We start from the raw sequence: 26,280 nt of genomic DNA on the forward strand, positions 1-26,280 counted from the left end.
GGGGGACCGGCGGCCCGGCGACGGCCGCCGACGCACCCGGTGGCCCGGCCGCCGACTGCCGCAGCGCGACGCCCACGCGCTTCTCTACGCAGCAGCGGCCGCTGGCCCTCAGTCGCCCACCAGGTGGAGTTCGAAGCACGCGGCTGCAGCACAGCGCTCGGCCAGCCCGCGAATCTTCTGCAAGATGTCTCGCTCTGCCTTTTCCGCCGTCAGGTCGCAGGTGGCGTCGATCTCGGAGATGAACTGCGGCATGTCTGCCGACGTAAGGATTCGGGTGCGGTACGGATCCACGCGGTTGAGCATGGGCAATCTGCTGTTCACGCACAGATCGGAGAACAGGTCCGCCCCGTCCTGGGCAAAGTCCACCGTGGTCAGCCGACGACTCTTGGGGCTCGAACCGCCCTGTGCCACCTGCATCAGCATCACATCGACACCCACTCCGCAGGCCCTTCCCTCATCCTGGACACGCACCAAAGGCTGCGGAGGGTGCTCCAGGGTTCCGTCCACCGCCGTGATCACATCCAGGCTGTCACACCAGATCGTCTGACTCACGGTCGGGGTTTACGGAACAGCCTTCAAGGGTGTTGCACAGGGCCGTGATCACACAGGCTGAAGCGGGCTGCTGACCTGCTGGGTTCGCGCGGCGCGGGCGAGGTTGTGCATGCGGGAGGTGGCCTGGACGGCGTGGGGGAGACCATCACCGCGTTGCCGGCAGTCGCGGAGCATCTCTCACGGACCACCTTCGCGTCCGCCGGGCGGTGCTCCGCTACCTCGCGGCTTCGACCAGGGCACACTCGTGTCCTCCCGGGCAGCGTGAAAGGACTCTGCTCATGACGAAGCTCCGCCCTCGCCAGCATGACACTGTCGATGCCGTGCAGGCCGTCCTTGACTTTGCCTGGGGCCGGCACCGTCCCGGAGCACGGGCAGCGCTCCAGGTCGGTGACGCGGTAAGAGGCGAAGGTCGGTGACGCGGTACGAGACGAAGAGCGTCCTCACGCCGCCCTTTTGTCCCGGCGCACTCGGTAGCGGAGGTGCGTGACGTCCCGGTCCTCGAGCCGCCGGACGAGTTCGAGCTCGGTGTGCTCACCCCCGAGGTGCTCGAACAGCCGCCGACCGTCTCCGAGGAGGACCGGCACCAGGTGGATCTCCATCTCGTCCAGCTGCCCGACTCCCAGCAGCGCCTGCGCCGCCCCCGCACCGTGCACCATGACGGGCCGGTCCCCGGCGGCGGCGCGCGCCAGCCGGGCGCACTCGTCGACGTCGGTGACGAACCGCGCGTGGCCGGGTGGCTCGTCCCCGTCGTCCACGTGGTGGGTGAGGACGAAGATGGGCACACCGTCGTGATGGTCGCCCTGCCAGCGCCGGGCGAGCTCGAAGGTCCGCCGGCCGGAGATCAGCGCGCCGGTCGCCAGCGCCTCGCGGTAGACCTGGCCGCTCGGCCCGTCGGACTCCCGGTCGTCGAGCCAGTCGAAGAGCCGTCCGCCGTCCCGCCCCAGCTCCAGACCTGGCCGGTCGTCCGGCCCGGCGATGAACCCGTCGAGCGACATCGACATGTACAGCCGAATCGGGTGGGGCATCGTGGACTCCCTCGCTCCGCCACGCCTCCGGCCCCGCGGCCCCTGCTCGGCCGACGGAGGTGCGTGTACAGGGGAGACTGCCGACGACCGGCGAACTCATCGCACCGGCACGCCGGGGAGGGTGGCACCAAAGGGCGAGGACTCGCTCAGCGCCCCGAGAGCGCCGTCGCCACGGGCACCGCGAGCAGCAGACTTAGCCCGACCAGCGGGAGCCGGTCCAGCCACAGGACGGCGGCGAACTCGCGCAGGGTCGCGGAGAGCCAGTACGTCGGCGAGGTCGGCGCGCCGATGACGTCGACGGGGACGCCGGCGCGGCGGGCCAGCAGGGTGGTGCGGTAGACGTGGAAGCCGCTGGTGACCACCGTGGCCCGGTGGCCGGGACCGGCGTGTTCCATGAGGGCCCCGCTGAAGCGCAGGTTCTGGCTGGTGTCGACGGAGCGGTCCTCCCGCACGATTCGATCTCGGGACACTCCGCGGGCGTGCAGGTAGTCGGCCATGGCGTCCGCCTCGGAGACGACCTCGTCGTCGCCCTGCCCGCCCGAGACGACGAACGTCACAGGATCCGTGTCCGGTGCGTCGGGCGCGTCCACCGCGAGGGCGCGCTCCAGCCTGCGCCGCAGCAACGGACCGGGCCGGTCGCCGTCGAGCCCGGCGCCCAGGACGACGACATGAGTGGTCCCCGGAGGCGGCGTGCTGCGCCCTCGGACGATCACGTACCCGGTGAAGACGAGGAAGAGCAGCGAGAGGTACCCCGCGGCCGCGTTCACCGCGACCATGAGTCCACCCGCCACCTCGCCGCCGACCGCGTACAGGACGGCGTCGAGGCCGAGCACCGCCAGCACCGCGCAGCCGGCGGCACCGGTGGCGAGCAACGGCGTCTGCGGTCCGTAGCGCCGGACCAGGAGGACGGCGTCGACCAGCAGGAGCAGGCCCAGCGCGAGCGCCCCGAGCAGGGCGAGGACGGCGAGCACGGTGGCGACGGCGTGGTGGCTCTGCGCGCTGCGGGCGGACACACCCAGTCCGGCAGACGTCACCGCGAGGCAGAACAGGACCGCGGTGGAGAACCGGTGCGGTGCCAGTACGGCATGCACGAGGCCGCCCGCGGCGAACACCGCCGCGGCAAGGTACTCCGGGTACTCCAGCACGTCCCGCACACTCCGCTCTGCCACCAGCGGGGCCCTGGGCCGGTCCCCGCCCGCCTGTCGCCGCCTGCGCGTTCCCGGGCGCGCGCAGCGCGGCGGACCTGGTGCGGACGGCCGCCCGACATCCTCGCAGACCGGCCGCGACGCGCCGTAGGCGGGCGCACGGTGCCGCCATCTACGGAGACCAGCTTGACTTCATCGCCCCCTGCCGTGTCTTCGAGGGCCTGCTCGCGCGAGCCGATGAGCAGGGGTGGGGTGGTCCCTGGACGTCGCCAAGGCCGAGCGACGGTGCACAGAACTAGGCCGACAGGCGGGCCAGGGGTTCATCGCCGGACGGTCCGCTCTCGCGGCAGGTTCTCCGCGGACGGAGTCGACCGACGCCGCGCCTGCGGCGGGCGGCGTGCGGTGCCTGCGTGAGTCAGTCCGCCAGCCGGGCGCGGGCCAGAGTGTGCGCGCGTTCCAGCGCGTCCTCAGCAGGGCAGGGGATGTCCGGCAGTACGCCGGTGCCCTCCCAGTTCGTTCCGGAGACGGGGTTGATGGCCCGGCCGACGGGGATGGAGGCTTCGAGATGCGGGTGCACCGTCCAGCCGTCTCGAGGGTGAGCGCCGCCCCGGGTGCGCTCGCCGACGACGACCGCGCGGCCGAGCTGCTGCAGGTCGTACGCCAGTTCCTCGGCAGCGGAGAAAGTGTGGCTGCTGGTCAGCACGTACACGGGCTTGCTCCCGCCGAAGCGTGAACCGGGGACGTGCGGCTGACTCCAGGACTGCTCAGTGCGTTCGCCGTCGCGCCAGAACATGGAGTTGAGGTGAGTGCGCTTGTCCAGCAGGTGGCTGCAGACAAAGGCCACCGTGTCCGGGTCGCCGCCGCGGTTGGTCCGAAGATCCAGGATCATCGCCCTGGCCCGGGAGGCCAACGAGAGTGCCGCGCTCACCGGTTCCGCGGCCCACTCCAGGGGGAAAAGCATCGGTGCCAGCACCAGGACGGCTACCCCTCCGTCGAGCAGTTCCACCCGGGGTACACCGCCCAGCGAGGTGTCGAAGTCCCGGCGGATGGACTCCAGGACCGCCGCCCCGCGCTTCTCGGGTATCTCGTCGGCGTGGTACTGAAGGCTCAGATGCCGGTCGCCGTTGACGGACTGCAGGTCCGCGGTGACCAGGCTGGCGAGCTCCTCGGCGCCGTCGACGGCGTAGGCGCCTTCGGCGTAGCGCCGCCGCAGTAGATCGGCGATTTGTCCGGCCGTCTCGGGAAAGACGTAGTGCTCGGTGAGGAGCCGGGCGGTTTCGTCAATGACGGGGCCGGGCTGAAGCGTCGTCACAGTCGTCATGGCCCGCAGTAGACCACCACGTTCGAGACACAGTCCATATGACCACTTCTCCAGGGTCTCCGGTAACGCTCGCGGAGTTTGTCGTGGATCTTCCATGGCCCGCCTCGGCTCGCGAGGACAGACGTCCGGCCGCGGTACGGGGCGCAAGCGGGGTGAGAGGTCCTCCGCCCATGGTCACAGAGAACCGTCCGGACGATCGCGATACGTCCCAGCCACAGGCCGCTGCCCCTGAAACATGATCAAGACAAGACGATCTTTGCGTCCCTGGTCTGATCACGGCGCCGGGCCGCTCGGCACCGAGCTGAGCCGGTGAGCCCGCCCGTCGCGAGGCATGGCAGGGCGTGCCAATGGTGTGAAGATTGCGTGCCGTATCCTCAGATCTTACATTCACTCAAGTGCACAGTGGGGCGACGTGACACCGGAAGACAAGACGAACTTGCTGGTCGAGAGCCTGACCTCGCATCGGGACGAGTTCCTCGGGCAGTGGGGCACCGTAGTCGGCGAGGCGCTTCAGGGCAGGCTGAGCGTTGCCGAGATGCGTCGCGAACTGGGCGAGCTGTACGAAACCATCGTGCGAGGCGTCGCGGCCGGCGGTCTGGACTTCCGGAACGAGGCCTTCGCGGAGACCCGCAGCCTGCTGATCGAACTGTCCCGCAACCGAGCCCGGCAGGGGTTCACCCCGACCGAGACCGCGATGAGCGTCTTCGCTCTCAAGCAGGTACTGGAGCCGGCCCTCACCCACGACGAGCACGGGAGTCAGGTCTATCTGCAGTTCGCCAAGCTCCTGGACGGTCTCGGTCTCCTGACGACCGAGGCTTACGTGCGAACCCGCGAGGAGATCATTTCCTCGCAGGCGGAGCAGCTCCTCGAGTTGTCGACGCCGGTGGTACAGCTCTGGCACGGCGTGGTGGGCGTGCCGCTGGTGGGCACGCTCGACTCGGCGCGCACCCAGGTGGTCATGGAGAAGCTCCTGCAGACCCTGGTCGACACCGACTCCACTCACGCGATCATCGACATCACCGGTGTCCCCACCGTTGACACGCAGGTCGCCCAGCACCTCCTGAAGACGGTGGTCGCCGCCCGCATGATGGGCGCGCAGTGCATCATCTCGGGGATCCGGCCGCAGATCGCCCAGACCATCGTGGCCCTGGGCATCGAGTTCGGTGACATCCCGACCAATGCCTCCCTGGCGGAGGCCCTGCGTCAGGCCGTGAAGGAAGTGGCGCAGGACGCCGAGGACAACGTGCGGGGTCTGCTGTGACCGACCGGGTACCGATCCTCAAGATCGGCGAAATCCTTCTGGTGTCCATCCAGGTCGATCTTGAGGATCAGATGGTGATGGACCTCCAGGAGGATCTGTCGCAGCGCATCGTCTCCACCGGCGCCAAGGGCGTCGTCATCGACATCTCCGCCCTGGAGATCGTCGACTCGTTCGTCGGGCGCATGCTCGCCACGAACGCGTCCATCTCGCGGATGCTCGGTGCCGAGACCGTCGTCGTGGGTATGCGCCCCGCCGTGGCGATGACGCTCGTGGAACTCGGACTGTCCTTGCAGGGTGTCCGTACCGCGCTCAACCTGGAGCGCGGACTGAAGCTGCTGCGGCGTATCAGCGCCCCGGCTCCCGGCCGCGGATGAAGGACTACGTGAGCGGGAACGCGTCGGTCGAGAGCGTTCCTGTGGCGACCAGCAAGGATGTCGTCCAAGCCCGACAGGCGGTGCGCATTCTCGCCCAGAGCCGTGGCCTCTCCCTGGTCCATCAGACGAAGCTCGTCACCGCCACGAGCGAGCTGGCGCGGAACATGGTGGTGTACGGCGGAGGAGGCGTCGTCCGAACGGCTGCCGTGAGTGACGACAATGGCCGCAGCGGAGTCTTCGTCGAGTTCAAGGACGAGGGGCCGGGCATCCCGGACGTCGAGCAGGCACTGACCGACGGCTGGTCCTCCGGCACGGGTATGGGGCTCGGCCTCAGCGGAGCCCAGCGGCTCGTGGACGAGTTCGACATACACACCGGGCCTCAGGGCACCGCCGTCAGCATTGTGAAGTGGAACCGGTGACCTTCACTGTCGTCGCCGAGGCCGGTGAGGTCCACTGGCTCCGCGCGGACGTCGCCCTGGCGCCCGCCGCGCGTCGCCACGCGGGGAATCTCGCCCGTGATCTGGGTATGCCCCAGGCACAGGTCGCCCGCGTGGAACTGTGCGTGACGGAAATGGCGACGAACATGCTGAAGTACGCGCACGACGGCTCTCTGGTCCTACGGGTCGTCCGCGCTCGGGACCGCGCCGCGGTCGAGTGCCTCTCTCTCGACAGCGGCCCCGGCATCCGCAACGTGCAGGAGGCGTTGCGGGACGGAATCTCCGCTTCCGGCAGTCTCGGTATCGGGCTGGGAACCATCGCCCGTATGGCGGACGTCTCCGGTGTCCACTCCCTGCCGGGCCGGGGAACCGTCGTCCACGCGAGGTTCTGGGCCGAGGGCGAGAACGGGGCGCCCGCGGCCGGACCGCTGGACACGGGCGGGCTGACGCGCCCGCTGGGCGGGGAGCAGGCATGCGGCGACACCTGGGCGGTGCGCACCGCGGAAGGTCCTGACGCGCTGCTGCTGATGATGTGCGACGGACTCGGCCACGGGCCGCTCGCGGCCCAGGCCAGTGACCGTGCCAGAGGCGCGTTCCGCGCCAGCAGCCACACGGATCCCGCCCGCGTCCTGGAGGACATCCATCAGGCGCTGCGGAACTCGCGCGGCGCGGCGGTGGCGGTCGCGCTGGTCGAACCTGCGGCCCAGCGGGTACGCGTCAGCGGAGCCGGCAACATCACGGCTCTGGCCGCGACGTCCAGCGGGCGTACCGGGCTGCCGTCGCTTCCGGGCATCGCCGGGGTGCAGCTGCCGAGACCACGTACGTTCGAAGCGGCCCTGCCGCCCGGGGCCGCCCTCATCATGCACTCCGACGGTCTCAGCGACCGCTGGAAGCCGGCCGACTTCCCCGGTCTGCTGGCGCACGACTCCTCCGTCGTTGCCGCGCAGATCTTCAGCCAGGCCGCGGTACGCAGGGACGATGCCGGGATCGTCGTGGCCGTGCACAGACAGCCATGACCGTGGATCCGTCGGCCCGTGAGGTCTTCTCGCTCCCCCTGCACGAGGGGAGCGACGTGGTCACCCTGCGTCGCCGTACGCAGTCGGCGTGCCGTGCCCTGGAACTGACCGGCAGTCCCCTGGTGCGCATGTCGACCGTCGTCAGCGAGGTGGGGGAGCACCTCTTGGGCGTGTCCGCCCTGACCGCCCGGCTCTACGTCAGCGAGCGGGCCGGCGCGGCGGTCTTGTCCCTCCGGTTCAGCTGGCGGGGCGAGCGTCGGCCTCCCGCCTCCCTGCTCGCCGCCGCGGCCCGCCTGCTGGACGACTGCCGCACCTCACGTACCGACGACGGCGGCGCACTCGTACTGGAACAGCATGGTGCCGCGCTGACACAACCCCTCGGCGCGCTGGCAGACGGCATCCGCGACAAGCTCATCGCCACCGACGGCGGCACGGACCTCATCGAGGCGCTCCGCTCGCAGAACCGCCAACTGCTGGCAGCACTGGAGGAGTCGCAGCACCAGCAGGACGAGCTGCAGAGACTGAACACCGAACTGGAGGAGACCAACAGCGGCGTACTGGCGCTCTACTCCGAACTGGCGGGTGAGCTGGAGGAGACCAACAGCGGAGTCGTCGCGCTCTACGCGGAACTCGAGGACAAGACTCGGCAGCTCGAACAGGCCAACGAGTCCAAGACCCGGTTCTGGGCCAACGTCAGCCACGAGTTGCGCTCACCCGTCAACGCGGTCATTGCGCTGACCCGGCTGCTGCTCGCCCCCGAGGCCGAGCCGCTCTCCAGCGAGCAGCGGCAGCAGGTGACACTGGTGCACGCCTCCGGCAACACCCTCCTGGCACTCGTGGACGAACTGCTCGACGTCGCCAAGGCGGAAGCGGGCCGTCTGGAGCCCCACCCGGTCGACACGAACCTGCGCGCTCTCCTCCACCAGTTGCGCGGCACGCTGCAGAGCGTGACGCAGCCCGGGGTTGTCTTGCGCATACCCGACCGTGCGCAGCGCGGGACGCTGGTCACCGACGAGGTCATGCTCACCAGGGTGCTGCGCAACGTGTTGTCCAACGCCCTGAAGTTCACCACGGCGGGGTCGGTGACCCTCGACGTCGACGAGGAGAGCACGAACGCCGGACGCCGGTTCGTCTTCCGTGTCCAGGACACCGGCGTGGGTATCCCTGCCGAGGAACGCGAGCGCGTGTTCGAGGAGTTTTACCAGGTCAAAGGCCTGCACCAGAGGGGAAGGACCGGCACGGGACTCGGGCTGCCCTACGCCCGCAGGCTCACCGAGGCACTGGGCGGGACACTGACCCTCGACAGCGAGGTGGGACAGGGCACCGTCGTCGTCGTCGATGTTCCCGCCGTCCTCCCGCCGTCGGTGAACGCCGGGGACGCCCCGCGGACGGTTCCGGCCGGGCAGCGGTCGCCCGGGGAGGCGGGCTCGGGGGCGGACGGCGAGGCCGCTGCCGAAGTGGCGCAGCTGTCCGTGGTGGTCGTCGACGACGACGAGGCGTTCCTCGCCGGATTCCGGACACTCCTCGGCCGACTCGTGGCCTCCGCCACCTGCGTCACCGACAGCGCCACGGCGGTCGACACCGTCCGGCGCGCACAACCTGACGCTGTCTTCCTCGACCTGGACATGCCCGTACTCGACGGCTACGAGGTACGGCGCCTGCTGGCGGCCGACGCGTCCACGGCCCACATCCCCGTGATCGTACTGACCGCCGCCGACCCCGAGGACGTGCGCGCCTCTCGACTCGAACCAGTCCGGGCCGTCCTCAGCAAGAGCCGCGTGACACCGGCGAACGTCACCGCGGTCCTGGTCAGGCACAGCGATCCGGCTGAGACCCAGCCGTCGGTCCCCTACCTCACCACCCTTGCCATGCCCGAGGAAAACAGATGACCCAGCACCTCGACGACCAGGTCCCCGCCCACATCCTCGTGGTGGACGACGACCCGACCAACCGGTACGTGCTGGCCACCACGCTGGGCCGGGCCGGTCACCGGGTCACCACGGCGGAGGACGGAACCCGCGCGCTCGAACTGCTCCGGCAGCCCGGGCAGCTGCCGGAGATCGCCATCGTCGACGTACGACTGCCCGACATGACCGGATTCGAGGTCTGCGAGGACATCAAGCAGACCCCGGCCACCGCGGGAATCCCGGTGATCAACATCTCGGCGTCGGCCATCACCGTCGACGACCGGACCCGGGGTCTGTACCGCGGAGCCGACGCCTACCTCGTCGAGCCCATCGCGCCGGGCGAACTGCTGGCCACCGTGACGGCGACCTTGCGCTACGCCCGCGCACGGCGCCGCGCGGAGAATCTCGCCCACCGACTGCACCGCCTCAACCGCGTGACCCTTGCCCTCTACGGCGCCACGAGCGCACGCGAGCTGATCAAGGCGACGGTGGAGGGGGCCGCGTCGATCCTGCATTGCCACGTGGCCGCGTTCCTCACCACGCCGCAGGGCGGCGTGATGGGCGCACACGCCGAGGACCGGCAGGACGACGAGTCGCCCCTCGAGGCACAGGTGTACTCCCTCACCACCTCCGGCGACCAGCCGGAGACGTGGACGGGTCTCGTCGACGGTGTCCCCGACTCGGTTCGTCTGCCGGCGCCGTTGGCGGAGCCCGAGCTGCGTCACACCGTCGTGGGCCGGGCCAAGGCGGATCGTCCACCCGTCCTGATCGTCGTCCCCGCGGACGCCGTCGAATTCTCCGACGACGACCAGCTGCTCCAGCAACTGGCCCACGCCAGCGCCCTGGCCCTGGAGGCCATGCGCAGCTACAGCGAGGAGCACGCGCTGGCCCTGACACTGCAGCGCAGCTTCCTGCCCGAGAACCTGCCGGAGACGGCACGGGCGGATCTGGCCGTGCGCTATCTCCCCGCCAGCGAACGCGCGGAGATCGGCGGAGACTTCTACGAGGCGATCAGTACCACCATGGGCCTGGTCGTGGCGGTCGGGGACGTGGCGGGGCACTCCCTCGACGCCGCCATGGTGATGGGCCAGGTGCGGCACGCCCTGCGCGCCTACGCGATCGAGGGACACCCGCCGCACGTCATCGTCTCGCGCCTCGACCATCTGCTGACGTCCGTGCAGCCCGGCACCTCCGTCACCCTCTGCGTCGTTCTGATCGAGTACGACTCGGACGTGATCCACGTGGCCAACGCGGGCCACCTCCCGCCCCTCCTGCGTTCCCCCGACGGCTCCAGCGTGTTCCTGGAGGAGCACGGCCCCTTGCTCGGCCTCGGTTTGAAGCATCCCCCGGCGCATCGGGTCGCCGCCGAGCCCGGCAGTCTCGTGCTGCTGGTCACCGACGGATTGATCGAACGCCGCCACGTACATCTCCAACAGTCCCTCGACTCCCTGGCGCGCGTGCTGGCCGAAGCCCCGCAGCACCCCGAGGACGTGTGCGCCGACCTCCTGGACCGTCTCCCGCCGGACGGCAGCGACGACATCGCCATCCTGGCGGTACGCCTCAACGCCCCGCAGACCTCACCGCAGCCCGCCCCGCGGGGAAAGTGAGCCCTGTCGGAGGAGCGTGCCGGTGGGCCGTAGCGACGGCAGACGGGAAGCTCCCTGCCTCCGCGGTCAGGCAGCCGCGGGCCTGGGCGGGGGCTCATGAGTCGGCCGAACCCCCCGACCCGTCCCCGGTGACATCGGCCGCGGGCAGTCGGCACAAATCCCTTCTGCCTCCCGCGAACTCGCGCTCCGTTGACACCGCCGGGGAGCTTTCCCTACCGTGTCAGCTCAGACTTACATCGATGTAAGTGCCCGCATCCCGGGTACCGGCCCCAGCCACTGGAACGAGCCCTTCTGACCCGAGGAGCTGTCCATGCGTGCCACCCCCACACCCGGCACATCCGGCCGGAGCCCGGCCCGGCGCCGTACGGTCTCCGTGCTGACCGCTCTCCTCGCCGTCCTGGCCGGCCTGCTGTCCGTGTCGGCGACCGCCGCAGCGGACACCGACGGGGCGCCCGGGCGAGCCCTCGCCGCGGGCAGCTTCCGCAATCCGCTCAACAGCGGACCCGACCCGTTCATGACCCACTGGAAAGGCGCCTACTACCTCACCACCACCCAGGGCGGGAGCATCAGAATGTGGCGCTCCTCCTCCTTGGGCACGCTGCTGACCGCCGACCCGGTCACGGTCTGGACCGACACCGACCCGTCCCGCAACCGGAACATCTGGGCACCGGAGTTCTACCGCTTCGGCGAGCGCTGGTACCTCTACTACACGGCCGACGACGGCGTCGACGACCATCACCGGCTGTACGTCCTGGAGTCCGAACGGGACGATCCCACCGGTCCCTACCACTTCAAGGCCAAGCTCTCCCCGCCCAACCACGCGAACGACTTCGCGATCGACGCGGGCATCCTCCAACTAGGAGACCGGCTCTACCTCGCCTACAGCGGCATCAACCCGTACCAGCACAACGGGCTCAACATCGCCCCGATGTCCAACCCCTACACCGTCTCCGGCGATGCGGTCGCCCTCAACGCCGCGGGCGGCTGCCCCGAGGTACGGGAGGGACCCGAGTTCCTGTACCGCAACGGCCGGGTCTGGATGACGTACTCCACCTGCGACACGGGCAAGCCGGACTACCAGGTCTGGATGATGTCGATGCCGCTGAGCGCCGATCCGCTGGTGCCGGGGAACTGGCGGCAGCACCAGGGCGCGGTGTTCTCCCGCGCCGACGACCGGGGCGTCTTCGGGCCGGGCCACCACGCCTTCTTCACGTCCCCCGACGGGACCGAGGACTGGATCGTCTACCACGCCAAGACGACGTCGGTGAACACCTACGGCGATCGCACCACGCGGGCACAGAAGTTCACGTGGAAGCCCGACGGCAGCCCCGACTTCGGTCGTCCCCTGGCGATCGGCGCCACCCAGGACCTGCCCTCCGGCGACCCGGGCTCCGGCAACTACTGGATCAACGACGACGGCCGTTCCAGCGGCCCCGGCGGCGTCACCTACACCGGTGCCTGGAACTCCGGCACCGGCTGTGCCACCCAGTGCTTCTGGGGTGACGACCACTGGAGCGACCGGGCCGGGAACACGGCCACGTTCTCCTTCACGGGCACCCGGATCGCCCTGCTCTCGGTCAAGGACACGGGCAACGGCTACGCAGCCGTCAGCGTGGACGGAGGGCCCGAGCAACGGGTGGACTTCCACCAGTCGACTCGTGTCGGCGAAGCGGTGCAGTACGTCAGCCCACGGCTCGCGAACGGCAACCATTCCCTGCGGATCCGGGTCACGGGCGAACACAACTCCCAGTCCGGCGCGTCCTTCGTGAGCATCGACCGCGCGGAGGTCTACACGAACTGACCGACCGCCGCGTCGAGCCCAGGGGGACGCGGCCAGTGCGTCGCGCCGACGGCCCGCCGGATCCCGGTGGCCACAAGCCCGCCGGGAGCGGGGACCGGCTAGGGCCTGTCTGTCCCGCAAAAGAACCCCGGGAGACGGCGGTGCGCTACCCCATGACCGCGCGAGCCGCGTCCAAAAACGCCAGCCTCGACCTCAACCGGACGGTATGGGAAGGCTTGCCCGACGGTGAAAGCGTGCGGGACTACCTGGAGGACACCTGGCCATGCGCCGGCTCGCTCCGTTGCTTGGAGTGTCGAAGTCGGCGGCGGACCGGATCACGGACCGCTTCGGGCCGCTGCTTGCTCTTCAGCCCCGCCAGCGGTTCACCAAGGGCGCCGTGCTCATCGTGGACGGCACCCAGGTCCCCACATGCGCCGAGTAGATCCGAAAGCCCACTCGCCGTCCTCGTACCCGACACAAGCGGTGCGGAGATTGTCGGGTGGGCGGGGCCGGTGGCGCCGCACGATGGGAGCATGCATGACACGACCTTGGCATCCCGTTTCCTCCGCGACGGCTTTGTGAAGCTGGAAGGCGCCGTCGCGCCGCGCGTGGCGGCAGACTGCGCGCGTCTGCTGTGGCGCGAGACGGGCTGCGACCCGGACGACCCGTCGACGTGGACGCAGCCCGTGCACTGGGTGGGCGGCATGGCGCAGGGGCCGTTCGCCGCCGCACCCAACTCCCCGTCCCTGCAGCACGCGTACGACCTGCTCGTCGGTGCTGGACGCTGGGAGCCGCGCTACTCGCTGGGCACCTTTCCGCTGCGCTTCCCGCATGAGGAGGAGCCGGACGACGCGGGCTGGCACATCGAGGGGAGCTACCTTCCAGAGGGCGAGAGCTGGTACTTCACGAATCTGCGCTCCCGCGGCCGAGCCCTGTTGATGCTGTTCCTGTTCAGCGAGGTCGGTGAGGAGGACGCCCCGACCCGGATCCGGGTCGGCTCACACCTCGACGTGCCGAAGGTGCTGGAGAAGTACGGGGAGGAAGGGGCGAGCGGGCTGACCCTCGCGCCCGACCTGGTGGCGGCGTCCGACCATCGGCCACTCGCCCTCGCCACCGGGTCCCCGGGCGATGTCTTCCTCTGCCATCCGTTCCTGGTCCACGCAGCGCAACCGCACCACGGGGTGCGGCCGCGCTTCATGGCCCAGCCGCCGCTGATGCCGGCTGCGCCCTACGAACTGGAGCGGACCGACGGCGCCTACTCGCTCGTGGAGATTGCGATCCGCCGAGGTCTGGGGCTGGATACCCCTGGTCCGGACGGGGACGGCACCGGCCACCACAGCGCCGGGTGAAGGTGCTTCACGACGATCCTCAGTCTGTTCAGCGGGAACTCACGGGTCGGTCCGCGCAAAGTCCGCGCAACGCAGCGCGGCCTTCTCGTCGAGTGCGAAGCGCTCGGCGCGATGCAGTGCGGGCAAGCCCGTGGACCGCCGCGTCGGCAGCGCCTTGAATCTCGGTCTGCTCCGGTACGGGTTTCGGCTGGGGCCGGTGCCTGAGCGGACGTGAAGCTGCGCATGCAGCCCTGCGGCACAGCCCGCCGGGCATCCGTCGCAGACAGGGCGCAGTCTTCGGATCCAGACGCCTCACGACTGGCACACCCACACGCCGTCCTTGCCGCGTTCGAGGACGCGCAGCTTGCACTTTCCGGGGTGGTTGCAGCAGACGCCGCCGGGGCAGCACTCGTCGCAGCAGTCATCGCCGCAGGCCGCCTTGTTCTCCGGGCAGCAGCGCGTCCGGGACGACGTGGCTTTGCTGGTCTTGCAGCAGCCCTGTCCTGTACATACTTCGTCAGGCGCCTTGCAGCGCCGGTTCGACGGTCCGCACACCTGATCGCGGGGGACACATCCCTCGTCGTGGGTGCATTCCTCGTGTGCCTTGCAGCGCCGGTTCGACCGGTAGCAGATCTGGTCCTTAGGAACGCATCCCTCGTCGGTGCACACTTCGTTCATCTTGCAGCACCCGAACGGCGAGCAGGTCGGCCTGGGCCAGCAGCGTTCGACGGTTCCGTTGGAGCACACCTCGATGTCCGGCCAGTACGAGATGCCGTCGCAACACCTCATCCCGGGCTGCAGGCAGCTGACGTTCCGACCTCCGTCCGTACGCACGGGTCCGATGCACCGCTCGGTGCCCTCGAAGCAGCAGTACTCCTTTCCGTCCACGAAGAAGGAATCGCATCTAGGCAGGGGCGGTGAGTTGCACGACTGCCGGCACATCGGCTCGCATTCGTATCGCAGCCCGCCTCCCTCGCCGCTCATGCAGTCGGCCATGCATTCGGATTCACAGTCCGCGAGCCGGACCCCGATTTCCATGCTGGTACCGCCCGCCCCAGCTCGGTAGTGTTTCGTGGTTCGGTACAGCGCACTCTCCGCCGTAGTCACCGGTACGAACATCGCGCACCTCGCTCTCCCGGCCGCGCTACCGGTCGTAATAGGGAGACAATTTGGTGATCAGGTGGGGGAACATCTCATCGATGTTCACCCGGACGAAGAACTTCTCCGTGACGTCGGTTCTCCGGTCGGTGAACGAGAAGATGACGTCCAGCACTCTGCTCACCCCGCTGAGACGGGACGGGCGGGTTTCGATGGCGGTCAGCGTGGCACCGGCGGCGTGAGCCTCGGCGCACTTCGCGTAGATGCTGGGATAGCGCACCGCCAGGTAGTTGACTGCGCGGTGCTCGTCGGAGGAGCCCGCGTTGTCGGCAATCTGGATCACCCGCTCGAAGAGTTCGACGGCCGTCTCCCGGAACTGTTCCTCGCCGATGTTTTCCGGTTTCGGCAAGGACTCGATGAACGTGGTGGGGCTGATGGTGTAGATCTGTTCGAAGGCCACCAAGGGCAGCATCAGACCATTGCAGTAGTCGGGCGAAGCCAGCGGGCCTCGGAGCCCGATGATGACATGGAGGTCCGTCGACCGAGGAGCCTCGTGGAGTGCTTCGACGAGCTGTGGCAAGTCCCCCGGATCGCGTGGGCGCAGCAAGTACGTGTCGAGCCCTTGGATCGTCACCACATAACACAACTGCCGGGTGAGATAACGGTTTTGCGGTTGGGCCAGTACGGTATGCAGCGCTTGCCGGTCGGTCAGGTCGGCGGTTTCGGCGCGGCCCGTTGCCTGGGCGAACTCCTTCTCCACTCCCAGGCTCGGCATGCGCGGTTCGATCCGGCCCACCGCGTACACGAATGACGGGTACATCGTCTCGCCGCGGCTCGCCGCCTCGGACATGACGGCGCCGTGGCCGCACGTGGTGCATGGGCGGGGAACTTCGTCTTCCGCCACTGCCGGAGGGTCGGGGATCGTGTCGAGCGACGGTGAGTCCTCGTTCTGCGGGGGCAGCTTGTTCTCCTCCATGAGGTCTCTGCTCCTTTCTGGCCGTGTACTGGCGTACGCGACGTCGTGTTGTTATCGCCGCCGGTTGCTCCTGCCGGAGAACACCATCCAGCGGTTGAGCGCCGCGGCCCGCCGCTCGCACCTCCGGCAGGGCCGGATGCCCGCGGCGCCGGTGATCCGCTTGGCCACGTCGCCCAGTCCGATGTCCTCGTCGGTGACGAACCCTGGGAGGCGGACACGCGACGGCTGCGGCGGAGTGTTCGTCTGTGGGGTCGGCTCTCCGTCCGGGTCGGCGTCCGGCCCGCGGGACCTGCGCTCCTGGGGCATGGAATGTGCCTCTCTGATCGTGCATAGAGTTCATCCGTAGTGCGCCGCACGCACCGTCTCGTACGCCCTCCAGGCGTCCAGCAGGGGCGGCACCACAGAGGTGCGGCGTGCTGAGGACCGGGTCACGGCGGACACGAGGTCGGCAGGTGTCGCCTGGGGGAACTCCGACCACAGCAGAGCAATGGCTCCCGTCACCAAGGCCGTCGCGGCGCTGGTTCCGCCGAAAGGACGCAAGCCCCCGCCGGCCTTGAGGCTGTTGATGCCCGTACCCGTGGCGCCGACGCCGCTTCGGCCGAACGTGAGCCCGAGATTCGAAGCCCCAGAGGGATGGCCCTCGAGGTCGTATGCGACGACGGGAATGACCGACCGGTGGCGGGTGAGGGCCGAGCCGCCGACCGCCCCGTGGTTGCCCGCAGCAGCTACCACGATCACGCCGCGATGCGCCGCGTAGTCCAGCGCCCGTTGGAGTGCGTTGTCGGCGTCGTCGCTGTGTGGGGTCAGCGTCAGGCTCAAATTCAGGACGCGGACGCCGGCATCGGCCACTTCCATGATCGCGGAGGCGAGGTCCCCGGGGAGGGCGGTGTCGCCGTAGGGCGGCGGCCGGGAAGGGAAGATGGGGCGCACCACCAGTGTGGCGTCAGGGCAGATGGCTGGTGCGCCCGAACCGCGGCGCGCCACCAGGACGCCGGCCACGGACGTCGCGTGACGCGACCCAGGGTCGAACGACGGCGGCGCGGATCCCCTGTGCCGGACGAGAACCTCCAAGTTCGCGTCCGCTAGATCTGGGTGATCGGAAGTCACGTGGCCGTCGATCAGCCCGATCCGCGGGGAGTGCAGGCCGGAGGTCCGCGCCATAAGAGCGGGAAGCGCGACCAGTCCCAGTGGATCCACGTCGATGCCGCGGCCCTCTCGGCCGATGCCGCTCACCATCGCGGTCTGGCTCACGGATCGAAGTCGCCGACGTTCGTCCTCCCGAGCCCGCTGTCCGAGCCGGCAGGCCCGGTACTCGCGAGGTTCCCGGAGGACCGCAGCCAGACCTCCCCGTAGATCTCTTCGTGGCCGGCGTCGTGGATTCCGCCCTCGGTGTCCGCCACTTCCCTCGGGAGGTCGACGGTGATGGCTCTGTCGAGCAGTGTCATCCCCTGGTGGCCCGGCCGGTTGTCGGGGCGGCGGCCCGGGACGTTGTTCGGAATGAAGGTGGGCCCAGAAGTGGGGTTCGAGGCTGTGATGTCATCGTCCCCCAGGGTGGTTATGTCGTCTTCCTCTCGAAGACGCATGAACTCCGTGAAGGTGTCACCCATCTCCGCAGAGTCGAATGATGCCGTGTACGCGATGGTGAAGTGGTAGTCCGGGTCATTTTCGTTGGACCCGCCATGTATCTTGAGGGAGTCTTTTACGAGCTCCACCATATTGATCATCTGCTTCTTTTCTGGCCCGCACGTCAGAATCCGGCAATGACAGAGAAGATCCCCCGGGATGCCGTGCCGGGCAGAAGGCAGCGGGCGACTGTCAGACACGCTTCGGAAAGTCCGTCTGCGCGCTCGTACGTAACCAGCGAAACACCCCTGCCTATGGGTTGCAACCGGGTGCTCGCCGCCTCAACAGACCACGCCTCCGAGCACGGCACACCTTTAGGAGAATCCTCAACTTCCGGACAGACGGCGCCTGGACGGACCGCCCGACCTTCCGCCGCGTCCGAGGCCTACCGCAGCATTCTTCCTGGAACTCCGTGCTCCGAAGCAAGCCGGCAACAGCGACCAGCCCCAGCGCGATCGGTGCGATCCGTCGATCTGACGTCCGCGGAGGACGCTTCTGCGATGTCGTCCCCACGCGCCGGCGAATGCCACATACGCCGCCCGCCTGGCTGCAGTCGGCTGGCACGGCCCCTCAGCCAACCACCCGGTGGGGAGGGGCAGGTGAGCTACGGCGGTCCATCCGAGGGGCAGGCGCGCCCGACATCGCCTCCCGTACGTCGCGGAGGGGACCCGAGAGGCCGGGTCGTTTGCAACGTACCGAGAGATGCGACCGACACGAAGAGCTGCGGGCAACGGGGTCGGGCTGCACGCGGCGAGTTCGTCGGTCACTTGCTGGTTGGGACAGTGGGCTGTCGCATGCAACAGGGCGGCGCCTCCGTCTCGTCGGCCATCGGATTCCCATGCAACCTCGGCTCTGCATCCGCCGACCCGTGCTTCCCGGCCTGGCGTCGACGGGAAGCGGTATTCCGGGCACAACCCCAGCAGTCTGGGCCGGAACCCGGTCGACTGCGCGCCCCGCGAGGCCCCCGACGGGCATCCGCTTCGGGCCCATCTGCCGCGTTTCCACCGTCGATCTGTCGCGGGTGACGGTGGGCAAGGTGTGGGTGGAGTTGGATGCCTCGCTGTTGCCCGGCCCGTTCACGCCGAAGGGCGGCCGTCCTGAGGGGCCTGCATGGTACGCGGCGCCGACTGTTGCGTACGCGGTCGAGCTCGACTACGAGGTACGCCCGGCCGAGGCGTGGGTCCTCTACGAGACCGGCCGTTACCTGGACGGCTGGTACCAGCGGCTGCGGGATGCCTACCTCGCCGCGATGGCCGACCTCGGCGTCGGCGCCGGCCTGGCGTCGGCCGATTTCCTGACCGCGATGAACTCCTGCAGGGAGCGCGACCCGGAGCCGGCGATCGTCGTCTCGGCGATCAAGGCGACGGTCAAGGGCGGCCTGGGGCTACCTCCGTGAGCGTCCCTCGCGGCGAGGGTTGGAGGCTCGGACGGCCGTGGCGCGCCCTGTCCCGCCCACGTGGCGTCCGGACATCCGCGCGGCGGTCATCTCCCGTACCCGGATCAACCTGCACCGGAAGATCGTCAAGCACGCGGTCTTCACCGGCCAGTACCCCCTCGCGATCCAGTCCGACTGCGTCGTCGCCGCAGGTCTGGGCCAGGGCCCGGCAGCAGGCAGTAACCACCGGCGGCATTGTCATCGACACCCGCGCCCGCCTGGGCTGCACCGCACCGGTCGGGTCGGCGGACCAGGACCGCGTGCGTCATCTGGCCGTCGCCCTGCCCCCGCAGCACGCCGCCCGCCTCTTTGACGCCCGTCAGGCTGGTGCCACCGACCAGCAACTGCAGGTCGTCGCGGCCGAAGTGCTCAAGGAGGTGTACGTCCAGGACGGGGGCCGCCGCGCCGGCTCCCTGGGGGAGGTCCGGTTCACGGACATCGGGCACCTGGAGTTCGACCTGTAGCGGCGGCACCCTGAACGAGCGCGAGCGTGTTGCTGTGACTGGGCGCTTGAGGTGGCCGGTGAGCGTTCCAGTGGGCCCGGGTGCGTGCTTCAGGTGGCCCGCGGAGCTGCGTTCGGCCGTTCGGGACAAGCGTGAGTTCCTTCTCGGCGGGGGGCCTGGGGGGAGACCGGCCGCTCGAAGAAGGTCTCCAGTGCAACGGTCGCCTGGGTTCCGCTGACTCCGTCGATGGCGTAGATCCGGCGCAGTACGTCCTGCAGCTGTTCTGTGGTCGTGGTTCTGACTTTCACCAGCACCGAGGCGCTGCCGGCGATGATGTGCGCCTCCAGGATTTCGGGAAGTGCGGCGAAGTCCTTCGCCGAATCACCCATCCAGGTGGTCGAGTCGACCATCACGTAGGCCAGTACGCCGCCGCCCACCGCTGCGGGGTCCACCTCGGCCGCGGTGCGCCGGATGACGCCGCGCTCCCGCAGCTTGCGCACGCGCTCATGCGCCGCGCCGGCGGACAGGCCCACGGCCTGGCCCAGTGCGGCGTAGGGCTGGGTGGCGTCCTGCTGTAGCTGTACGAGCAGGGCACGATCGATGTGATCCACAACTCTCCATTCGGGGAAGGCTCGCACGGACTATAACTGATCTTGCAATCTCGCTGGGGAGCCGAAGCCCATTCGGTAGCGGCTCGGTGCATCTGTGCGCACATCTATGGGGAGGGGATCCATGACCAGCGAGCGCCCTGCGCTGTACGAGATGCTTGACGACCGGTTCCGTACCGGGCGGTGCATGAACGGTGATGACGGCTTGGAGGTGCTGTACACCGGCTGCCGCTGGGCCGAGGGGCCGGTCTATCTTCCTGCTTGGCGGCAGGTGATCTGGAGCGACATCCCCAATGACCGGATGCTGCGCTGGGACGAGGAGACCGGTGCCGTCAGTGTCTTCCGCCGTTCCGCAGGGCACAGCAACGGCAACACCCTTGACCGCCAGGGCCGGCTGATCACCTGTGAGCAGGGCAACCGCCGGGTGACGCGGACCGAGCACGATGGCAGCGTCACGGTGTTGGCTGATCGCTGGCAGGGCAAGCGGCTGAACAGCCCGAACGACGCAGCGGTGAAGTCGGACGGCTCCGTCTGGTTCTCGGATCCGGACTTCGGCATCACCAGCGACTACGAGGGATACCGCGCCGAGAGCGAGATCGGCGCCAACAACGTCTACCGGATCGACCCGGACAGCGGTGAAGTACGTTTGGTCGCCGACTGCTTCGCGGCGCCGAACGGCCTGGTTTTCTCGGCCGACGAGCAACAGCTCTTCGTCTCCGACACCCGGGCCGGCTGCATCCGGGTCTTCGACGTACGGGACAACGGCACACTCTCCGACGGCAAGGTCTTCGCCGACGCCGCATCCCGCCACAACGCCCGTTTCGACAACCTCCGCTTCGATGACGGCGGACGGCTCTGGGCAGCCGCGATGGACGACGGGGTGCACTGCTACGACCCCGACGGCACGCTGATCGGGCGGCTCAACTTCCCCGAGACGGTGGCCAACATCTCCTGGGGCGGAGCCAAGCGCAACCGTCTCTTCATCGCCGCGCAGACCAGCCTCTACTCGGTGGTCACGGGTGTCACGGGCACGCATCCGGCCGGCCCGGGACACCAGCCCTGGCCGGTCCCGAGGTCCCGGTGACCTCCGTCCGGGCGGTGAGTACCGTTCGGATGCCTAGGTAGATGAGGTAGGCGGCGCTCAGGAGCTTGTTGGTGTCGTACACCACGGGGAAGCGGACTGCGATCGCCGACAGGCCGATGGCCGCGGTGAGCAGGTGCACGCACAGCCCGGTCTGAGCTCCCAGCGCCGCCGCCCGCCCCTTGGCCGGATGCTCGGTGGTCGAGCGGGCCACCATCAGGAAGTCCGGCTTGGGGACGGCGCCCGGGCGGTTCAGCGGCAGTCCCCCGGGCCAGCCCCCGCCCGCCGGGGGGAGGGGCGGCCGGCCCGTGGGGCGGGCGGTACGGGTGAGGGAGGTGTGGACGCGTTCGCCCAGTACGGTGGTCCTGGGTCCGGCGGGTGTCGTCACACCAGTGGACCTCCAGCGCGCGGGTGGCGGTGACGAAGGCGGAGTTATAGCCCTGGAAGGTGCCGTCGTGCTCGCCGGGGCGCCACACGCCGTACTCGGGGCGCCTCAGCGTCAGAGTCATGGGCATCCCGTACCCGTTGAGGGACTTGGACAGGCAGATGATGTCGGGGACGATTCCGGCCGTCTCGAAGGAGAAGAACGAGCCGGTGCGCCCCGTAGCCCGTCTGGATGCCGTCGACCACCAGCAGGGTGCCGTGCGCCCGTGCCTCGGACGTGCTGCCTAGGCAAGGCCGCCGTTGCTCATCAGCAGCTGGCCGTTGATCCATTCGCCTTCCTTGGAACACAGGAAGTCCACGAGGTGCGCGGTGTCCTGCGGAGTGCCCAGACGGCCGAGAGGGGTGGCGCGGACGCAGTGCTCCCGGATGTCCTCAGACATCCAGCCGGTGTCGACCGGTCCGGGGTTGATCGCGTTGGCGGTCACGCCGAGGTGGGCGAGTTCGCGGGCAGCGGCCAGGGTGATGCGGTCCAGGGCTCCCTTGCTTGCTCCGTAGGGCAGGTTGCCGACGGTGTGATCGCTGGTGAGGCTGACGATCCGCCCGGTTCCCGGAGCCGCGCCGAAGCGTCGTCCGAACTCGCGGATCAGGAGCCAGGTGGCGCGCGCGTTGACGGCGAAATGCCGGTCAAAACTGTCGACGGTGGTGTCGAGCAGACCGGAGTCGACGGACTCGCAGTGGCACATCACCAGCGCGGTGACCGTGCCCAGCCGTTGCTCGGCTTCGTCGAAGATGCGTTCAGGGGCGTCCGGGTCGGCGAGATCCGCCTCGATCGCCGCGGTGGCTGCACCGTGTTCCGCCAGGGCCAGGGTGATCGCCTCCCTCGCGCCGGGCTCCTTGCCCCACGTCATGCGATCGTCGTACGGGGCCCAGTAGGTGAAGGCGATGTTCCAGCCTGATGCGGCCAACCGACGTGCGATTCCGGCGCCGATCCCCACCGTGCGGCCCACGCCGGTGACCAGGGCCAGCGGACGGCCGGCTGGAGGAGCCTGTTCGCGGGTGGGCTGGTCATGATTCGAGCTCGTCGTCACGGTCTGGCATCGTTCACCAGCAGCGCCAGAGCGTCAATCGCTTTTGGCGCGAGGCCGAAGCGGATGGCAGCGCGTGCACGTTCGAGACTTTCTAGGCGTTGGTGATCTGGGCGGTCGTCGCGTCGCCGGGGTCCGGCCGGGGCTTTCCTCGGCAGACGGGAACTGCGCGTGCTGGTCGGCAACCCGTGCCTTCAGGTCTGCGACGGCCCCCATGGGATTCCGAGCCTGCGGCTGCGGGGCGTTGACCGTGATGTGCGACCCCGACCGCGACCGGGCGGGTGACGGTGCCCCTCACACTCTCCTGTCACGTGGTCGGTGGTGCGCGGTGCGGCTCTTACGGCGTGGTGGACGGCAGTAGTGGCTGTCCCCCGACCAGGGCGCGGGCGGCGGCGAGTTCCTCGCGTGCGGCTTGCTCGGCGGTCTCCAGGTAGGTGTAGGCGTCGTCGCCCACCGGGACGCGCAACGGGGTGGGCACGTCGGCGGCGACGATGGAGAGGATCCGGGCGGCGAAGTCCTGGGGCCGTCCGGTGGCGGGGTCGTCTGCCATGCCGCGCACGGCGTCCAGGGTTTCGGCGGTGACCGTGGTGTACTCAGGCAGCCGGCGGCCCGACTCGGCGAGTGAGGTCCCGTAACGGGTGGCGAAACCGCCGGGCTCCACCACGGTGACGCGCACGCCCTGGCCGCTCACTTCCGCGGCCAGCGCCTGACTCATACCCTCCAGGGCGTGCTTCCCGGCGACGTACGCGCCCAGCCCGGGGAACGCCATCCGGCCCGCCAGGGAGGAGACGTTGACGATGTGTCCGCGGCCCTGGGCGCGCATGAGCGGCAGGACCAGGCGGACCAGCCGCCAGGGACCCACGACCAGGGTCTCCAGCTGGTCGCGCAGCTCGGCGTCGGAGACTTCCTCGACCGCGCCGAACAGGCCGGCGCCCGCGTTGTTCACGAGGACGTCGACTCCGCCCAGACGGTCGGCGGCGGTGCGGACGGCATCCTTGCACTGGGCGGCGTTGCGTAGTTCTAGGGGGAGGGGGACGATCCGTCCGGGCCAGGCAGCGGCCAGGTCGTCGAGGGCGGGGGTGTCGCGTGCGGTGACCGCCACTTGGTGCCCTGCCCGCGCTGCTGCCTCGGCCAGCGCCCGGCCGAGTCCCGAGGAGCATCCCGTTACCAGCCAACGTCGTCCCATCGCTGCCTCCTGCACGCCCTGGCTTTCATGGCGCCGGTCCCGGCCCGGCCCGCTCCCATGGTTGGCGCAGGAGTGCCGACGGTCATCTCCTCATGCGGGGGCGCTCCGGTGCATGCCGGGGGCGTTCGACGGCGGGCGGAGGCCAACACCCCGGGGCTGCCGCGCTTTCTGGCGGCTCTCAGTATGGCGTGGCTGAGGCGGTGGAGTGGCGGCTCGTCAAGGGCGGCAGGGGGTGTGGTCAAAGGACTGAACCCTGTTGTTGAGCGGGACTTTCCAGTTGGGGAAGTCCCGCGATCTTTGGCGGCAGCTCCATGGGCACAAGGCCGCGGGTACCTCGCCTTCCGACGCAAGCCCTACCGGGTGCGACGCTTAACCGAGGGATGCACCAGCGTCCCCTATTTGCACCCCGAGCTGTTTTCGAGCACGCCCCGGTTACCTACGGCACGGTCCGCGCCTACAACGCCACCATGCGAGGGGCTCCGGCCGAGGCGCCGCCCCGGCCGCCGACGGTGAGGCAGGTGACAGGCTGGCTCACCCGTCACCCCGCTACCTTGACCGAGGAAGAGCGGGATGGCCTGAAGGAGGTCCTGGGCTTCCCCGAACTGGACAAGGCGGCGGAACATGTCCGCGACTTCGGCGAGATGCTCGCCGACCGGCTCGGCTCCACACTCCCCACCTGGATCGGCGCAGTGGATGCCAGCCAGCTCCCCGGTCTCACAGGCTTTGCACTCCACCTGCTTCGAGATCTCGACGCCGTAACGGCCGGGCTCACTCTCGACTGGAGCTCCGGCAGCATCGATGGCGCGGTCAACCGCATCAAGAAGATCAAGCGGCAGCTCTACGGGCGAGCCGGATGGGAATACTCCGCAAGATGGTCCTGCTCCAGGAACACTTCGAGACGCTCCCGAGGCCTGCGCGAAGCAGGAGCCTTGGCTGTTACAGGGGTCCATGCGGGTGCCCAGCCGTGGCAGTATGACCGCATGGTGATCCGAAAGGGCGATGCCGCGTAGGTGTTCCAAGGCCGTCCGTGCAGAGCGGTGGCGGCCACGATGGCAGTGTCGGGTCCTGAAGGTCCGCGGTGTCTCCGCGCAGACTCGTGCAGCGATCCGCCGGGTCGAAGACCAGCACATGTGGCCCAACACGGTCGCCAATGCACTCGCCCGCTTCGAGTGGGCCTTCAAGCAGCCGGGACGCCATCTGAACGCCTCCGAGGCCGTTTCGCCCGGGACAGAGGTGGAAGATGCCCGGGACAACCTGGAGTGGGCGATGCGGCTCCTTCCTCCCGGAGCCAGAAGAGACTTGGGGCGACTAATCACGCGCATCGATGAGGAGTTCGAGCGCCGCACCTTGCCCGAGCCCAACAACATCAAGTGGGCAATGGAGGGCTGGTGGTGGACCAGGATGCGTGAACGCTGACGAACCCCGGATCCGCGCGCCCGTTAATCGAACGACATCGTCACCCTCCGCGACCGCTCCCCAAGATCTGTGCCAGAACCCAAAACTCATCGACAAGCGACGTCACTACTGCGGTTCTGGCTCACTTTCCGTGGAGGGCTGACTGAACGTAATGTCGACCTTCTATGACCAGCGGTGAGAGGCTGACGTGAGCAAGTACTACGACTTGGGCGACCGAACCTTGTGGAACCCGTCCAACGGGGCGTCGCGGCTGTTCATGAGCCAGGTCACTGCCCATCAAGCCGAAGTGGGGCTGCCGTCCGGCATCGGCCCCATGGAAGCTGACGAGTGTCAGATTGACCCCGTCGCATTCGCAGCGTTCGTCGATGCCCTGCTCGCCTGGCATAGCGAAACCAGGCACGCCGTCACGGCGACCATGTCCGAAGGGTTCGTTGCCACGGTGCTGGCCCTGGCTGAGATAGCGAACATCGAGGTGAGCTGGCAGGGGGCCAAGCGCGTCGAGATTCTCTATCTCAAGACGGCTTCCGATCTCCATGCAAAGGAGTGGACAGGCGCACTGGAGCAGAAGTCACGGGAGCTTGTCCGACACATGGCGCCCTGAGCGCCCCATCGCCCGACGGCAGGTTCAGGCCGACCGCACCCCCCGCCCCCGGGCGGCCCGCCAGTCGCTCCGCTCCACCAGAGTAGGAAGCCGATCCGCCGCGTAGTCATCCCGGATCTGCTCAACCCGACGATGCACCACTCCCACCGACACGCTCGTCCGGCGCTTCTGCAGCATCTCGACGACTTGGTCGTACCACCACGCCCACAACTGCTCCATGAACGTCTCCTGTGCGCGACAGGTTCGTAGGTAACTTGTTGGTCCGGGCAGCCGCCCGCTGCCTCCCGCAGCGCTGCCACCTCCCTCTCGTCGGTGGTCAGGTTCCAGCGCAGTTTTGTGGCGACCCACTCGGCGATTCACCGGCAAAGCGCCTCGGCGCCGGCGGCATCCACTGCGCCGGGTCCTGGTCCGCCCTGGACCGGTTCGACCGGGCCGTGGCAGTCATCAGCGACGCCTGTGCGCCCTGGCCGTTGGCGCCGTGGATGCTGAGCGTCAGCGGTGGATTCTCTGTCCTGCTTCGGTGAGGGCAAGCGTGAGGCACCCCAGCCACTCGCCGGATCGCGGGTACTCCCAGTTCTCGGCGTCCGCCAG

Annotated in this window: 25 protein-coding genes and 5 pseudogenes; 15 read left to right on the forward strand and 15 right to left on the reverse strand. The window is 69.0% G+C overall.

The window, feature by feature from the left end:
* Window positions 1-108: 108 nt before the first annotated feature.
* The 4 genes from ACIBCJ_RS04255 to ACIBCJ_RS04270 form a co-directional block, all read right to left on the reverse strand.
* On the reverse strand, window positions 109-552 hold the full coding sequence (locus tag ACIBCJ_RS04255) for a hypothetical protein (RefSeq protein WP_365978540.1): 444 nt from the start codon (window positions 550-552) through the stop codon (window positions 109-111).
* A 440-nt stretch (window positions 553-992) separates the two neighbouring features.
* On the reverse strand, window positions 993-1,577 hold the full coding sequence (locus ACIBCJ_RS04260; protein WP_365978539.1) for a dihydrofolate reductase family protein: 585 nt from the start codon (window positions 1,575-1,577) through the stop codon (window positions 993-995).
* A 146-nt stretch (window positions 1,578-1,723) separates the two neighbouring features.
* Window positions 1,724-2,746 (reverse strand): YdcF family protein, encoded by a 1,023-nt coding sequence (locus ACIBCJ_RS04265; RefSeq protein WP_365978538.1) that lies wholly within the window; start codon window positions 2,744-2,746, stop codon window positions 1,724-1,726.
* Window positions 2,747-3,137: 391 nt separating this feature from the next.
* Window positions 3,138-4,043, reverse strand: coding sequence for a S41 family peptidase (locus tag ACIBCJ_RS04270; RefSeq protein WP_365978537.1), 906 nt, complete (start codon window positions 4,041-4,043; stop codon window positions 3,138-3,140).
* 412 nt (window positions 4,044-4,455) lie between these two features.
* Here ACIBCJ_RS04270 and ACIBCJ_RS04275 point away from each other — a divergent pair, with 412 nt between their 5' ends.
* The 9 genes and pseudogenes from ACIBCJ_RS04275 to ACIBCJ_RS04315 all read left to right on the forward strand — a co-directional run bounded on the left by ACIBCJ_RS04275 (window position 4,456) and on the right by ACIBCJ_RS04315 (window position 13,774).
* The gene (locus tag ACIBCJ_RS04275) at window positions 4,456-5,304 is read left to right on the forward strand and encodes an STAS domain-containing protein (RefSeq protein ID WP_365978536.1); all 849 of its coding nucleotides are present in this window, start codon (window positions 4,456-4,458) and stop codon (window positions 5,302-5,304) included.
* Entirely contained in the window at window positions 5,301-5,678 is a 378-nt protein-coding gene (locus ACIBCJ_RS04280) for an STAS domain-containing protein (protein WP_362098642.1), read from the forward strand. The genes ACIBCJ_RS04275 and ACIBCJ_RS04280 overlap by 4 nt, the downstream gene beginning before the upstream one ends.
* A complete protein-coding gene (locus ACIBCJ_RS04285; protein WP_365978535.1) occupies window positions 5,675-6,097 on the forward strand; it encodes an anti-sigma regulatory factor in 423 nt (140 codons plus the stop codon). The genes ACIBCJ_RS04280 and ACIBCJ_RS04285 overlap by 4 nt, the downstream gene beginning before the upstream one ends.
* A complete protein-coding gene (locus ACIBCJ_RS04290) occupies window positions 6,094-7,131 on the forward strand; it encodes an ATP-binding SpoIIE family protein phosphatase (RefSeq protein WP_365978534.1) in 1,038 nt (345 codons plus the stop codon). The genes ACIBCJ_RS04285 and ACIBCJ_RS04290 overlap by 4 nt, the downstream gene beginning before the upstream one ends.
* Entirely contained in the window at window positions 7,128-9,020 is a 1,893-nt protein-coding gene (locus tag ACIBCJ_RS04295; RefSeq protein WP_365978533.1) for an ATP-binding protein, read from the forward strand. Before ACIBCJ_RS04290 ends, ACIBCJ_RS04295 begins: the two co-directional genes overlap by 4 nt.
* Window positions 9,017-10,645, forward strand: coding sequence for a fused response regulator/phosphatase (locus ACIBCJ_RS04300; RefSeq protein ID WP_365978532.1), 1,629 nt, complete (start codon window positions 9,017-9,019; stop codon window positions 10,643-10,645). Before ACIBCJ_RS04295 ends, ACIBCJ_RS04300 begins: the two co-directional genes overlap by 4 nt.
* 310 nt (window positions 10,646-10,955) lie before the next feature.
* Complete coding sequence (locus ACIBCJ_RS04305) at window positions 10,956-12,446, forward strand: family 43 glycosylhydrolase (RefSeq protein WP_365978531.1); 1,491 nt, start codon at window positions 10,956-10,958, stop codon at window positions 12,444-12,446.
* Window positions 12,447-12,699: 253 nt separating this feature from the next.
* A pseudogene (locus ACIBCJ_RS04310) lies at window positions 12,700-12,855 on the forward strand (IS5/IS1182 family transposase); the annotation flags it as partial.
* A 103-nt stretch (window positions 12,856-12,958) separates the two neighbouring features.
* On the forward strand, window positions 12,959-13,774 hold the full coding sequence (locus ACIBCJ_RS04315) for a phytanoyl-CoA dioxygenase family protein (protein WP_365978530.1): 816 nt from the start codon (window positions 12,959-12,961) through the stop codon (window positions 13,772-13,774).
* Window positions 13,775-14,897: 1,123 nt separating this feature from the next.
* On the opposite strand, the gene ACIBCJ_RS04320 is transcribed toward ACIBCJ_RS04315, so the two are convergent.
* Genes ACIBCJ_RS04320 through ACIBCJ_RS04335 form a run of 4 tightly spaced genes read right to left on the reverse strand, consistent with a single transcriptional unit; the run spans window position 14,898 to window position 17,542 of the window.
* Window positions 14,898-15,827 (reverse strand): hypothetical protein, encoded by a 930-nt coding sequence (locus ACIBCJ_RS04320; protein ID WP_365978529.1) that lies wholly within the window; start codon window positions 15,825-15,827, stop codon window positions 14,898-14,900.
* Between the two features lie 51 nt (window positions 15,828-15,878).
* Entirely contained in the window at window positions 15,879-16,133 is a 255-nt protein-coding gene (locus ACIBCJ_RS04325; RefSeq protein ID WP_362098669.1) for a hypothetical protein, read from the reverse strand.
* A gap of 30 nt (window positions 16,134-16,163) precedes the next feature.
* On the reverse strand, window positions 16,164-17,078 hold the full coding sequence (locus tag ACIBCJ_RS04330) for a S8 family serine peptidase (protein WP_365978528.1): 915 nt from the start codon (window positions 17,076-17,078) through the stop codon (window positions 16,164-16,166).
* Complete coding sequence (locus ACIBCJ_RS04335) at window positions 17,075-17,542, reverse strand: hypothetical protein (protein WP_362511590.1); 468 nt, start codon at window positions 17,540-17,542, stop codon at window positions 17,075-17,077. The genes ACIBCJ_RS04330 and ACIBCJ_RS04335 overlap by 4 nt, the downstream gene beginning before the upstream one ends.
* A gap of 754 nt (window positions 17,543-18,296) precedes the next feature.
* On the opposite strand from ACIBCJ_RS04335, the pseudogene ACIBCJ_RS04340 reads away from it, so the two are divergent.
* A pseudogene (locus ACIBCJ_RS04340) lies at window positions 18,297-19,054 on the forward strand (transcriptional regulator); the annotation flags it as partial.
* Window positions 19,032-19,349: pseudogene (gene tpg, locus ACIBCJ_RS04345) on the forward strand (telomere-protecting terminal protein Tpg); the annotation flags it as partial. The pseudogenes ACIBCJ_RS04340 and tpg, both read left to right, overlap by 23 nt.
* A gap of 89 nt (window positions 19,350-19,438) precedes the next feature.
* Here the strand turns inward: tpg and ACIBCJ_RS04350 are convergent.
* Window positions 19,439-19,939, reverse strand: a complete 501-nt coding sequence (locus ACIBCJ_RS04350; RefSeq protein ID WP_365978526.1) for an Lrp/AsnC family transcriptional regulator — start codon at window positions 19,937-19,939, stop codon at window positions 19,439-19,441.
* Between the two features lie 121 nt (window positions 19,940-20,060).
* On the opposite strand from ACIBCJ_RS04350, the gene ACIBCJ_RS04355 reads away from it, so the two are divergent.
* Window positions 20,061-21,020, forward strand: coding sequence for an SMP-30/gluconolactonase/LRE family protein (locus ACIBCJ_RS04355; protein ID WP_365978525.1), 960 nt, complete (start codon window positions 20,061-20,063; stop codon window positions 21,018-21,020).
* Here ACIBCJ_RS04355 and ACIBCJ_RS04360 read toward each other — a convergent pair.
* The 4 genes and pseudogenes from ACIBCJ_RS04360 to ACIBCJ_RS04375 form a co-directional block, all read right to left on the reverse strand.
* On the reverse strand, window positions 20,959-21,405 hold the full coding sequence (locus tag ACIBCJ_RS04360; protein ID WP_365978524.1) for a LysE family transporter: 447 nt from the start codon (window positions 21,403-21,405) through the stop codon (window positions 20,959-20,961). The two genes, ACIBCJ_RS04355 and ACIBCJ_RS04360, sit on opposite strands and share 62 nt — an antisense overlap.
* Window positions 21,406-21,653, reverse strand: a pseudogene (locus ACIBCJ_RS04365) (aminotransferase class III-fold pyridoxal phosphate-dependent enzyme); the annotation flags it as partial.
* 32 nt (window positions 21,654-21,685) lie between these two features.
* Window positions 21,686-22,489, reverse strand: coding sequence for an SDR family oxidoreductase (locus tag ACIBCJ_RS04370; RefSeq protein ID WP_365978523.1), 804 nt, complete (start codon window positions 22,487-22,489; stop codon window positions 21,686-21,688).
* A 334-nt stretch (window positions 22,490-22,823) separates the two neighbouring features.
* Entirely contained in the window at window positions 22,824-23,672 is an 849-nt protein-coding gene (locus tag ACIBCJ_RS04375; RefSeq protein WP_365978522.1) for an SDR family oxidoreductase, read from the reverse strand.
* A 551-nt stretch (window positions 23,673-24,223) separates the two neighbouring features.
* Here ACIBCJ_RS04375 and ACIBCJ_RS04380 point away from each other — a divergent pair.
* From ACIBCJ_RS04380 to ACIBCJ_RS04390, 3 genes are all read left to right on the forward strand, one after another.
* Entirely contained in the window at window positions 24,224-24,682 is a 459-nt protein-coding gene (locus ACIBCJ_RS04380) for a hypothetical protein (protein ID WP_365978521.1), read from the forward strand.
* A 118-nt stretch (window positions 24,683-24,800) separates the two neighbouring features.
* Window positions 24,801-25,088 carry a hypothetical protein gene (locus tag ACIBCJ_RS04385; protein WP_365978520.1) on the forward strand — a complete coding sequence of 96 codons (288 nt, stop codon included), beginning with the start codon at window positions 24,801-24,803 and terminating at the stop codon, window positions 25,086-25,088.
* A gap of 187 nt (window positions 25,089-25,275) precedes the next feature.
* On the forward strand, window positions 25,276-25,689 hold the full coding sequence (locus ACIBCJ_RS04390; RefSeq protein WP_365978519.1) for a DUF6086 family protein: 414 nt from the start codon (window positions 25,276-25,278) through the stop codon (window positions 25,687-25,689).
* A gap of 24 nt (window positions 25,690-25,713) precedes the next feature.
* On the opposite strand, the gene ACIBCJ_RS04395 is transcribed toward ACIBCJ_RS04390, so the two are convergent.
* Both ACIBCJ_RS04395 and ACIBCJ_RS04400 read right to left on the reverse strand, forming a co-directional pair.
* On the reverse strand, window positions 25,714-25,908 hold the full coding sequence (locus ACIBCJ_RS04395; RefSeq protein WP_365978934.1) for a hypothetical protein: 195 nt from the start codon (window positions 25,906-25,908) through the stop codon (window positions 25,714-25,716).
* 14 nt (window positions 25,909-25,922) lie between these two features.
* Window positions 25,923-26,164: pseudogene (locus ACIBCJ_RS04400) on the reverse strand (HNH endonuclease); the annotation flags it as partial.
* Window positions 26,165-26,280 lie beyond the last annotated feature (116 nt).

The organism is Streptomyces sp. NPDC051136, from assembly GCF_044455745.1.
In the GTDB taxonomy this organism is placed as follows: Bacteria; Actinomycetota; Actinomycetes; order Streptomycetales; family Streptomycetaceae; genus Streptomyces.